General features: G+C 30.8%; 9 protein-coding genes and 4 pseudogenes. 12 read left to right on the plus strand and 1 reads right to left on the minus strand.

Features of this window, described 5'->3' with window-relative positions:
- Positions 1–215: 215 nt before the first annotated feature.
- Positions 216–521 carry a hypothetical protein gene (locus AGR56_RS05510; RefSeq protein WP_053241441.1) on the minus strand — a complete coding sequence of 102 codons (306 nt, stop codon included), beginning with the start codon at positions 519–521 and terminating at the stop codon, positions 216–218.
- Positions 522–774: 253 nt separating this feature from the next.
- Here AGR56_RS05510 and AGR56_RS05515 point away from each other — a divergent pair, with 253 nt between their 5' ends.
- The 12 genes and pseudogenes from AGR56_RS05515 (at position 775) to AGR56_RS05565 (ending at position 12443) form a co-directional block, all read left to right on the plus strand.
- On the plus strand, positions 775–1119 hold the full coding sequence (locus AGR56_RS05515) for a CidA/LrgA family protein (protein WP_053241442.1): 345 nt from the start codon (positions 775–777) through the stop codon (positions 1117–1119).
- 2 nt (positions 1120–1121) lie between these two features.
- Positions 1122–1828: pseudogene (locus AGR56_RS05520) on the plus strand (LrgB family protein).
- 17 nt (positions 1829–1845) lie between these two features.
- Positions 1846–2436, plus strand: a pseudogene (locus AGR56_RS05525) (hypothetical protein).
- 45 nt (positions 2437–2481) lie between these two features.
- Positions 2482–3657 (plus strand): cyclopropane-fatty-acyl-phospholipid synthase family protein, encoded by a 1176-nt coding sequence (locus AGR56_RS05530; RefSeq protein WP_053241443.1) that lies wholly within the window; start codon positions 2482–2484, stop codon positions 3655–3657.
- 121 nt (positions 3658–3778) lie between these two features.
- Positions 3779–4054: a small acid-soluble spore protein Tlp gene (tlp, locus tag AGR56_RS05535; RefSeq protein WP_053241444.1), complete on the plus strand. Its 276-nt coding sequence runs from the start codon at positions 3779–3781 to the stop codon at positions 4052–4054.
- Between the two features lie 135 nt (positions 4055–4189).
- A pseudogene (locus AGR56_RS05540) lies at positions 4190–5866 on the plus strand (2-oxoacid:acceptor oxidoreductase subunit alpha).
- Position 5867: 1 nt separating this feature from the next.
- Positions 5868–6710: a thiamine pyrophosphate-dependent enzyme gene (locus tag AGR56_RS05545; protein ID WP_053241445.1), complete on the plus strand. Its 843-nt coding sequence runs from the start codon at positions 5868–5870 to the stop codon at positions 6708–6710.
- Positions 6711–6986: 276 nt separating this feature from the next.
- A complete protein-coding gene (locus AGR56_RS21430) occupies positions 6987–7451 on the plus strand; it encodes a hypothetical protein (protein WP_242851327.1) in 465 nt (154 codons plus the stop codon).
- A gap of 44 nt (positions 7452–7495) precedes the next feature.
- Positions 7496–8566 carry a glycosyltransferase family 39 protein gene (locus tag AGR56_RS05550; protein WP_242851328.1) on the plus strand — a complete coding sequence of 357 codons (1071 nt, stop codon included), beginning with the start codon at positions 7496–7498 and terminating at the stop codon, positions 8564–8566.
- Positions 8567–8661: 95 nt separating this feature from the next.
- Positions 8662–8912, plus strand: a pseudogene (locus AGR56_RS05555) (YkuS family protein).
- 383 nt (positions 8913–9295) lie between these two features.
- Complete coding sequence (locus tag AGR56_RS19365; protein ID WP_084756881.1) at positions 9296–11203, plus strand: acyl-CoA dehydrogenase family protein; 1908 nt, start codon at positions 9296–9298, stop codon at positions 11201–11203.
- Positions 11204–11246: 43 nt separating this feature from the next.
- A complete protein-coding gene (locus tag AGR56_RS05565) occupies positions 11247–12443 on the plus strand; it encodes an FprA family A-type flavoprotein (RefSeq protein ID WP_053241446.1) in 1197 nt (398 codons plus the stop codon).
- The last annotated feature ends 24 nt before the right edge of the window (positions 12444–12467 follow it).

Genomic DNA, 12467 nt, shown 5'->3' on the forward strand with positions numbered 1-12467 from the left:
TTACAGAAAATTTAAAACTTATTGCTGACGCCAATTTGAGATAAATCCATATCAGCTCGCTTTGCCAGCTGAACATTGCATTTTTATATAATTTTAGATTTATCTGGCGAGAGGAAGATAAATCATCCTTCATTGTGCATTGATTTTAAATAAGTTAAATGTTACCAAAAAAATCTTGCTAATTTTAACCTTTCAAGTTGTTTATCTTTAATCTACTATCTATTGTGTATATACACATCTACTGCTTCTTTTACATGTTTTTTTGCAGCTTCACTGCAGGTTATGCTAAACTCATTTCCTATAAGCTCAGAACTAAATTCAGTAAAGCCCTGTGTTTTTAAAAAACTTTTTATATCCTCAACTCTTTCACCTTCAGCTGCTAATACTTTTTTGCCAACATAATCTTTATTTACATATATATCGTAAAAATCATGAGCTGTTTTAGAGCTATAATCATCTCCGCCAAATTTATTCCAAAGAACTGGAAAATTCCAAAATCCATTATTATAATTACCATACATAAGAAACACATCCTTATAATATTTACTGTATATTATGTATTAAAAAATATTTTTTATTCATGCCTTTAAATTTATATTATTTTGCTGTATAATAACGCCTATTCATGAGCAAATAATTAAGTAAACGATAAGATTACAGCGAAAGTGGTCATAGTTGAGAATACGTTAGTTGAACTAATAAAAAATATATGATATATTAGCGCCATATGGTCAGACCACTACACCAATGATAAATTACAAAAGAGGTGATTTTTTGAAGCATATAAAGCAATTAATGATTATTTTGACCGCATATTTTTTAGGGGTGATTATACAGCTGGCTCTTAACTTGCCTATACCAGGCACAGTTCTTGGTTTGATACTACTTTTCTTGGCCTTATATTTTAAGATAGTTAAAGTTGAAATGATTGAGGACATATGTGAAGTTTTAATATCTTGTATGTCATTTTTATTTGTTCCTGCTGGTGTTGGCTTAATGACATCTTTTGGTATGCTTAAAGGTAAAGTTATGGCATTTTCTATTATTATTTTTATTTCTACCGTTGTTGTCTGGGTTGTAACTGCTTATGTTGTTAAATTTTTAAGAAAGGTGTGCTAAAGATGAGGGCTATAGCAACTTCACCTATTTTTGGTGTGTTAATATCTATAATTGCCTATGAAATAGGTGCTTTAATCAAGCAAAAATTCAAGTTATCAATTTTTAATCCATTACTTATTGCAATAATAATTTTAATTGTATTTTTGTTGAAATTTAATATTAAATATAATGATTATGATAAAGGCGGACAAGTAATTTCTTTCTTTTTGGCTCCTGCTACTGTGGCTTTAGCGTTACCTTTATATAAGAAGTTTTCCTTATTTAAAAAAATGCATTACCTATTATAGTAGGTATTTTATGTGGTGCTATTTCCGGAATGATATGTGTAATTGTACTTTCAAAATTATTCAATCTTTCAGATAAACTTACAAAATCATTAATACCTAAATCTATAACAACACCCATAGGAATGGCATTATCTAGACAATTAGGGGGAATTCCATCTATAGCTGTGGTTGCTATTATAATTACTGGAATATTAGGTTCTATTATTGGACCATTCTTGTACAAAATATTAAAAATAAATGATAAGGTAGCTATGGGAATAGCTATGGGTAGTGCATCGCATGCTGTTGGAACGGCTAAAGCTATAGAAATAGGGGAAATTGAAGGGGCTATGAGCAGTTTAACTATTGCTATTTCTGGAATTATGACAGTAATTATAGCACCCATATTGTGGAATTTATTTTCAGCGTTTTTTATTAAGTAATTTATGGAGGTATTAATGTGACTGATAATAAAAGTAATTCTAAAAAAGCATATGTGCATTTAATAAGTTATTTGATTCAATTGATAATTTATTAGTTGAAGAAAGAGAACAAAGATTAAAATTAAAACTTGGCAAAGAAATAAAAAACAATATATTTACTAATGAAATCTTAATAAAACTTAACGAAAATGACTTTTCTGGTTTAATTGATGAGGAAAATAATAATATGACAGAACTTTTTTCTAGCATATTCCCTATATTTATAAAGAATGGCGATATAATTTTTAGATTATACAAGCATAAAATTGAAGTTGATTTATCTGACGAAATGAGAGATAGATATATTTACATATTTTCTGATGGAAGATTAACTTCTGGATTATTTCAATGTTTTAGTCTCGGCGATGATGAATATGTGTATGGAATAAAAAAAATAATTGATGCTATCCCACTTTTTTAAAAATGCTATCATTGATACTTTGGAAAATTTTAAAAAGAATATTGATGTACATAATAATAAAATAGAAAATTCAAAAAATAGGGAACAATTAGCGGAAAAAAATTATAATGAATTACTTAATTATTTATCAAAAGGCAAAGAGAATTAACTTTTAGTAGAAACATATCAATTTAAGTAGAGGGAGATGACAGTCATGATTATTGACAAAATATTTTATAAAACATTGTTTAAAAAATTATTTTCAGATACCTTTGAATTAAAATTATGGGATGGAAGTTCTGAAGTTTATGGAGAAGGAGAAGTAAAATTTAAAATAATCTTCAATGAGCCTATTCCTAAAGCTGATATTATTAAAGATCCTTCATTAACCTTTGGAGAAGCTTATATGACTAAAAAAATAGATATTGAAGGAAGCGTTCAAACGGTTATAGAATCTCTATACAACAATAAAGAAAGTTTTTTATCCAACAGTGATAAATATGCAAGCTTATTAAAGATGGCTACAAATAATATTAAAAATAGCAGAAAAAATATCGAATTTCACTATGATATAGGAAATGATTTCTACAAGTTATGGTTAGATGATACTATGACATATTCTTGTGGTTACTTTAAGTCTAAAGACGATTCTTTAAATCAAGCTCAAAAAAATAAAGTACAGCATATTCTTAAAAAACTAGATTTGAAAGAAGGAGAGACTTTACTTGATATAGGTTGCGGCTGGGGAGAATTGATTATTTCAGCAGCAAAACAATATAAAGTAAAGGCTATGGGTATAACTTTAAGTTCTGAACAACTTAATAAAGTTAAGGAAAGAGTAAAAAATGAAGGCTTAGAGGATTTAGTTGAAGTTCAACTTGTAGATTATAGAGAATTAAAAAATAGAAAGTTTGATAAAGTAGTCAGTGTAGGCATGCTTGAACATGTAGGACAAGATCATCTTTCTGAGTATTTTGATACTATAGATAAACTACTAAATGATAAGGGTGTATCTTTACTTCATTGCATAACAGGCATAAAAACTGGAGGAAACAACACATGGATAAATAAGTACATTTTCCCAGGAGGATACGTTCCTGGAATTGCAGAACTCATTAACTGTATGTCGGAAAGAAATTTTAACGTAATTGATGTAGAGAATTTAAGATTGCACTATGGAAGAACTTTGGAACACTGGGCGGAAAACTTTGAAAATGCACTGCCTGAAATAAGAAAAACTAAAGATGAAACTTTTATAAGGATGTGGAGATTGTATTTAAATTCTTGTGCAGCATCATTTAATTGTGGAAATATAACTATCCATCAATTCTTATTTAATAAAGGCGTAAATAACGATTTAGAGTGGACTAGAGATTACATGTATAAATAGAAACTGTTTAAATATAATTTACCCTAGCTGGTCTATAAAAGAATAATACACATATCTCTTGAACATAATAAGCATTGAGTCAAAATCAATTTTAAAATTTTATTAAAGGAGATGTGTAGTTATGAGAAGTAATCCAGATGATAGAAGAGATAATGTGGATAGAATTCAAGAAAATATAGACAATACTATTCAAAATATTCATCAAGCAAATGAAATGATTAAAAATGAAGATAATGAAAAAACTAAACAAGATTTAAAGGCAAAAAATTGTAGAAGAGAAGAATCGTTAAATGAATTAAGATCAGAAATTAAAGATGAAGCAGCAGATAAAAAAGAGGATACGAATAAAGATATATTTAAAGAAAAAGGATATTCACTAAATGATAGTATTATTTAGTGAATATCCTTTTTTATACTTAACAAAAATAATTACTTATTAATAATTAATATTGATTAATAATAACTGGAGTGATATGATTAATTTGTAAGATAAATAATATTTTGAAAATTTAAAGAAAAGAGGGTTTTGAGTATGATTTACAATATTCTCATTGGAGGAGCAGCAGGTCAAGGTATGGAGACTCTTGCTTCTATATTAGAAAAAATCTTAAAAGAAAAGGGATTTGGAACTTTTTCAATTCAAGATTATATGTCTAGAGTTAGAGGTGGACATAATTTTTTTTCAAATTCGTTTTGGAAATGAAGAAATATACTCTCATTCTAAAAAAATTGATGGAATATTAGCGTTAAATAGTGATACAGTTAAACTTCATATAGGAGATTTAAAAGAAACAGGATTTGTAATTTGTGATGAAGAAGTAGATTATGAAGATGCCAGAATATATAAATTGCCTTTAAAAAAGATTGCTAAAAAGATAGGCAATTCAAGGGTTTTTGGAAGTGCTGCTTTGGGAGCAATTTTGAAATTATTTAATCAAGATTTGAGCTCTGTAGCGGATGTATTAAATAGGAAATTTAAGGCTGAAATTGCTGTTAAAAACCTAGAGGCCTTTAAAGAAGGTGCAAAATTGGTTTTGCCTAAATACTATACAGTATCAAACGGCAAAAACGATAATATTTTAATTAATGCTAATGATGCTATAGCACTAGGAGCTCTTGCTGCAGGCTGCAAACTTTATTCGGCTTATCCAATGACACCATCTACAAGTATTATGACTTATTTGGCATCAAAAATGGGAGAAGCTGAAATAGTTGTAGAGCAGGCAGAAGACGAAATTGCTGCTATTAATATGGCAATCGGTGCAGCCTATACAGGCGTTAGGGCAATGACTGGTAGCTCTGGAGGTGGCTTTGCATTGATGGTTGAAGCGGTAGGACTTTCAAGCATGCTGGAGGTTCCTATTGTAATAGCGGAAATACAAAGACCAGGCCCAACAACAGGACTACCTACTAGGACTGAACAAGGAGATTTAAGCTTTGTTATTCATGGTACGCCAGGAGAGATACCTAAAATGGTTATTGCAGTAAGAAGTCCAGAGGATGCTTTCTATCAGACGATGAGAGCCTTTAATCTTGCAGACAAGTATCAAATACCAGTAATTTTACTTGGAGACCAATTTCTTGCAGATAATTTAAGGACAGTAAAGCCATTTGATTTTAATAAAGTAAAAATCGAAAGGTATTTAAGTGATGATAAAATTGCAGGTGGTAAGGAGTATAGAAGATATGAGGTTACAGAAAACGGAGTTTCACCTAGAATAACACCTGGAAAGATACCTGGAACATCCGTTCTTGTAGACAGTGATGAGCACGATGAATCTGGACATATAACTGAATCCAGTGAAGTTAGAATAAAAATGAATGACAAGAGGCTTAGAAAAATTGAACATTTAAAAGAAGAACTTTTGGAACCTGAATATATAGGAGGAGAAGAAATAGATACACTTCTTGTTGGATGGGGTTCACTTTACAGCCCTATAAAAGGTGCGGTTAAATTTTTAAATAAAGAAGGAAAAGTAAAATATGGAGCTTTAGTTTTTGGAGATGTTTGGCCTCTTCCAGAAAAGCTTATAAGAGAAAAGGCAAAAAAGGTAAAGACACTTATAGATGTTGAACAAAATGCAACGGCACAGCTTGCTAGACTTATAAGAGAAAACACTGGAATAGAATTTGATGCTAAGATTTTAAGATATGACGGAAGTCTCTATCTTCAGAAGATATAATTAAAAAAGTAAAGGAGGATAAATAAAATGGAATTTTGTGCTTTAGAAACTGCATGGTGTCCTGGATGCGGAAATTTTATAATATTGGACGCGCTTAAGGAGACCCTCATAGAGTTAAATAAAAAACCACATGAAGTGCTTTTAGTTGGCGGTATTGGTCAGGCTGCGAAAATGCCTCAATATTTAAATACTAATGGATTTTGTGGACTTCATGGAAGAGCTCTTCCAGCAGCAGCGGCAGCAAAGATTGCAAACAAGGCTTTAACTGTAATTGTTGATTCTGGTGATGGAGATTCTTATGGTGAAGGAGGAAATCACTTTATTCACAATATTAGGAGAAATGTTGATATAACACATTTTGTTCACGATAACCAAATTTATGGACTTACAAAAGGTCAGGCATCTCCAACCACTGATATGGGTCAAGTTACATCAATACAGCCTTATGGATCAAATAACATTCCAATGAATCCTGTACTTCTTGCAATTACTTTAGGAGCAGGTTTTGTTGCAAGAGCTTTTAGCAATGATAAAGAACAACTAAAAGAAATAATGAAGGCGGCCATAAATTATAAAGGATATGCCTTGGTAGATATACTTCAACCATGTGTAAGCTTTAATAAGGTTAATACTTATCAATGGTATAAAAAGAGAATTTATACTTTAGATGAAAGCTATGATAAAACCAATAAATTAAAGGCCATGGAAAAAGCTATGGAATGGGGAGATAAGATTCCTGTTGGAATTCTTTATGAAGAAGAAAAGGAAGACTTTCACGATAAACTTAATTTCTTAAAGGATGGAAAACCCCTTGTATATAGTGATTTTGATATTGATAAGATTAGCACATTTATTGATGATTTTAAATAAGGATTACCTTCATAAAAAATAAGGATGTGAAAAATGTAGGTATTCTTTTTACGGACCGCTTATAATGCTTTATGCGTGGTGTAGTAAAACCTATAGAATACCTTTTTCACAACCTCCTATAAATGTTATGTAATAAAAATTTTTGAATTTATTAAGCATAATAATATAATATAAACAATTAATGTAAAATAAGTTAATAATAGGAGGATAATGAAGCTTTTTATAGTGCAAGCTTAGTTAAAAGAATAACAATTATCATAAAGGGGCTTTTATATGTTGGGGTTTATTAAAAAGATAATATATTTTATACTTATTTTTTTTATTGGGCTTTTTATAGGGTCTTCATTTTTTGTTAGAGCAGAGTATAACAACTTTATATATGGAGATAGAGCAGTTTTCCAAAGACAAAAGCTTAGTGATTTTATTTTACTTATAGTGATACTAATCTTATTAAGCATAGTCTTGTATTGGTTGTGTTTAAAGCTTAATAAATATAGTAGAAGAGATGTAATTACATTAACTCTCATAGCTAGTTTTATAATTCAAATGGTTATTATAGTTATATTTCCTAAGTTACCTACAGATGACTCTAATGAGGTACTTTCATTGGCTTTAAAAATGTTATACAATAATGATTATTCCTCATTTCAAACCGGTGGATATCTTTATATGTTTCCTTTTAATTTTTCAACGGTATTATATATAAAAATTTTATTATCTATATTTCAAATAGCTATTTGATTTTAAAAATTTTTAATATATTATTTTCCCTTGTTACAACTTCAATGATTTACTTAATATATAAAGAAGTAAACTATAGGTCAAAAGAAAATGACTATGGTGTTTTAATATTTGCTGCGACGTATATACCATCATTATTTATGAGTAACTATATATATAATGACATTATAGCTGCAGCATTTCTTACTACTGCTGTGTATTTTTTTGTAAGACTTGTAAAAGAAAAGTATATTAAGTATATTATTATTGCATCAATTCTTTTATCAATCGGTAATTACTTTAGAGGAATAGGAGCTATTTTCTTAATAGCGGCGCTTATCTACGTTTTACTAAATACAAAAGAGCTTGGAATTAAGAAGGCAATGATATCCCTTTGTGTAATGGGGCTGATATTTAATATTCCAGGATGGACTGAAAATATTGTTTTACAGGCAACCCATGTTGTAAATCAATCCATCACGAAAAATTCTGCACCTATATCTATGTGGCTTAATATGGGGATTAATAAGGACAAGTTTGGCTTTTGGGACGATATGCAAAGCTACAATATATATCAGGTAAAAGCAAAGTATAATAAAGAAAAAAGTACAGAGTTATTTAAAAAAGAAATTAAAAATAAATTTTCTAATGCAAGTTTTAGTGACTTAGTAAAAATGTATTATAAAAAGATTATATGGATTTGGACGGAAGGAACATATCAAATTGATACATTTGGTATTGGTAATGTAAGAATATTTAAATTAAATCAGAAAAGGATCATTATACAACAACCTTATAGCTACTATACTTTTGCCACAAAATTATTTAAAGGAAATTCAAAATATAGGAGTGGACTATTTTGGATATTATATGTAATGAATTTTCTAATGTATTGTTTCATTTTTATTAGATTAATAAATGAAATGAAAGTTAAAAGATTTGGGGAAGTGTTTTTAATTCTAATAATTTTAGGATTTATTGCATTCTATATTTTGTGGGAAATTAAATCTAGATATATTTATCCAGTATATCCACTATTAATAATTTTATCATATATGGGCTTTAAAGATTCATATGACTTTGTGTCAAAAAGAAATATTTCGCAGCACTTATCATTGCTTAGAAGAAGGTTGTAATGTAATTTTATTTGAAAATTTTTACTAGAATAAGCACGTATATCATCACCTATGAGTGGAAAAAATAAAAACGAGGTGATAACTTATGAAAAAAAATTGGCGTAGAAGAAGGATTATCTAACATTGCTAGTTATTTAAAAACTGAGGGTTATTCAGTAGAAACTTTAGGACCAGATATTGAAGGTAATGTTTGCAAGTGCAAAATTTAGATGCAATTATTACATCAGATCGCAACACAGACATGATGGGGATTAGTGATACTTCTACTAAGATACCTGTTATTAACGCTAGTGGTTTAACACAAGAAGAAGTAAAAAATATGATTCAGCAGAAGACAACTAGATAAATGATTGGATAATAGGATTAAGGAGAGAAATGCCTTAGTCCTATTTTTGGAGCGATATTATAAAAATACAATTAGTTAATTATTTTTATGTCCGCGTATTCGTACTATGAACATATTTTTACATATGATGTTATTTGAAATTGAATACATACTGGATAAATTTTGTAATTAGTATTGAAAACTATACCAATAAGGTATATAATAAATGTATACGATTTGGGTATACATTTAAGAAATATTTTTTACAATATGATTGGTGTAAAAAGGTATTCATTAAACCATATTAAGGGTTACAATTTTAAAACTTATTTGTATCAAAATTCTGTGTTCTTAGTATTTTATTACAAATAGTAGTATATCTATAATTAAAAGGAGGTGTTCTTATGTATTTCACAACTACAAAACAACATGAAATTTTTAGGACAAAAATTAGGGAGTTTGCTGAAGAAGAAGTTAAACCTATTGCATTTATGTTGGATCAGGAAAATAAATTTCCTGCAGAAACAATTCATAAGTTAAAAGATTTAGGAATGATGGGAATTCCATATTCTAAGGATTATGGTGGAGCAGGGTTGGATGTAATCAGCTATGCAATTGCTGTTGAAGAATTATCAAAGGTAGATGGTGGTACAGGTGTAATTCTTTCTGCTCATACATCTTTGGGAACATATCCTATTGCTGCCTATGGAACAGAGGAACAGAAGCAAAAATACTTAGTTCCACTAGCAAAAGGAGAGAAGCTTGGTGCTTTCGGTCTTACTGAAGAAAATGCTGGTAGTGACGCTGGTGGCACAGAGACTACTGCTGTTTTAGAAGGCGATTATTATATTTTAAATGGGGAAAAGATTTTTATTACTAATGGTGGTGAGGCTGATATTTACGTTGTTTTTGCCGTCACTACACCAAATATTGGTATTCATGGTATCAGTGCTTTTATCGTAGAGAAGGGCTATGAAGGTTTTAGTTTTGGCAAACATTATGACAAGATGGGTATTCGTTCTTCTGCTACTGCGGAACTAATTTTTAATGACGTAAAAGTACCAAAAAAAAATTTATTAGGCAAAGAAGGCGAAGGTTTTAAAATTGCTATGGCTACCTTAGATGGTGGACGTATTGGCATTGCAGCTCAGGCTCTTGGTATTGCTCAAGGTGCTTATGAACATGCACTTGAATATTCAAAAGAAAGAATTCAATTTGGTAAACCTATATGTCAGCAGCAAAGCATTGCTTTTAAGTTAGCAGATATGGCAACAAAGCTTAGAGCAGCTAGACTACTTATTTACAGTGCTGCAGAATTAAAGGAGAATCATGAGCATTATAGTATGGAAGCTGCTATGGCAAAACAATATGCTTCAGATGTTTGTCTTAAGATTGTAAACGATTCACTTCAAATATTTGGAGGAAGTGGATATTTAAAAGGAATGGAGGTTGAACGTGCTTATAGAGATGCTAAAATTTGTACAATATATGAGGGAACAAATGAAATTCAGCGTGTAGTTATTGCTGCTCATATAATTGGTAAAATGTCGAAGAGTGAGAGCTCAGGTAGAGCTTATAAGAGAGAATCTGCAACTGGCTATCGTAAAAAAGTGATTTTTAAGGATGGAACTTTGGAAGAGAAAGTTAATGCTCTTGTAGAAGCTCTTAAAAAAGATGGTTATGATTTCACAGTTGGGATTGCGTTGGATACTCCTATAAGTAAGGCTGAAAGAGTGGTTAGTGCAGGTTTAGGCATAGGAGAAAAAGAAAATATGAAGTTAATAGAAGCTTTGGCAGTTCAAGCTGGTGCAGCTATAGGTTCCTCTCGTCCTGTAGCTGAGACGCTTAGATATGTGCCGCTCAACCGTTATGTTGGTATGTCGGGTCAAAAATTTAATGGTAACCTTTATGTTGCCTGTGGAATTTCTGGTGCAGGCCAGCATTTGAAAGGTATAAAGGATGCAACTACAATTGTTGCTATAAATATTGATCCTAATGCTAAGATTTTTAAAAACTCAGATTACGGTATCGTTGGTGATTTAAAAGAAATATTGCCACTTCTAACTAAAGCTTTAGATAATGGGCAGCCGAAGAAGGAGGCTCCACCAATGAAGAAGATGAGGAGAGCAGTTCCAAAGAAAGCTGCTAAAGTTTGGAAGCACTATGTTTGTAACGGATGTGGTTATGAATATGATCCTGGTGTAGGAGATTCAGAAGGGGAAATATCTCCAGGTACACTTTTTGAAAATTTACCAGAAGAATGGACTTGTCCTGCTTGTGGTGAAGAAAAGGACATGTTTATAGAAGTTTAATTTTTATAAGAATATGCTTTTGGCGTAAAGGAGGATTAAGGCCATGTATTGTGTTAGAAAAATAACTGAAGATCTTTATTGGGCTGGTGGAAATGATCACCGCCTTGCATTGTTTGAAAATATTCATCCCATTCCACGAGGTGTTTCCTATAACTCTTACGTACTTTTAGATCAAAAAGCTGTGTTATTTGATACAGTAGATTGGTCAATTTGCCGTCAGTTTCTTGAGAATATTGAAGCAGTTTTAAATGACAGAAACTTAGATTATATGGTAATTAATCATGTGGAACCAGACCATGCAGCTTGCATTGAAGAGATTATTCTTCGTTATCCAGATGCAAAAATTATATGTACTGAAAAGGCTTTTATGTTTATGCATCAGTTTGGATTTCCAATTGATGATAAGGCAATAAAAGTCAAAGAAGGAGATACAATGTCTTTTGGAAAACATAAGGTCGCATTTGTTTCTGCTCCAATGGTGCATTGGCCAGAAGCTATGGTTAGTTATGATACTACAAATGGTGTATTGTTCTCTGCTGATGCTTTTGGATCTTTTGGTGCTTTGGATGGTAAACTATTTAATGATGAGGTAAATTTTGACCGTGATTGGATTGATGATGCTAGAAGATATTATACAAACATTGTAGGTAAGTATGGTCCTCATGTTCAAGCTCTTTTAAAGAAAGCAAGTAATCTTGATATTAAGTTTATTTGCCCACTTCATGGACCAGTATGGCGTAATGATTTTGTATACTTGCTAGATAAGTATGACAAATGGAGTCGTTATGAACCGGAAGAAAAGGGCGTAATGATTGTTTATGCAACAATGTATGGAAACACGGAGTCAGCCGCTAGTGATTTGGCAACAAGATTAGTTAAAAAGGGGATGACGAATGTAGTTATGTATGATGTTTCAAAAACGCATGTATCATATTTGATTTCTGAAACCTTTAAATATAGTCATGTAGTTCTTGCTTCTGTAACTTATAATTTAAAGATTTATCCTCCTATGCTTAACTATATAATGGATATGAAGGCACTAAATCTTCAAAAACGCATATTTGCTATTATAGAAAATGGCTCATGGGCTCCTCAAGCTGGTAAGCTTATGCGTGAACTTTTGGATGAGATGAAAGAAATGACCATTCTAGATAGTGACGTGACAGTAAGCTCAGCTATGAAGGAAGATAACGTGGACTCAATGGAGGCCATTGCCAACAGTATTGTTGATTCAATATAATATTGAGATTTAGGCGGTAATCTA

Source organism: Clostridium sp. DMHC 10, from assembly GCF_001270375.1.
In the GTDB taxonomy this organism is placed as follows: domain Bacteria; phylum Bacillota; class Clostridia; order Clostridiales; family Clostridiaceae; genus Clostridium_S; species Clostridium_S guangxiense.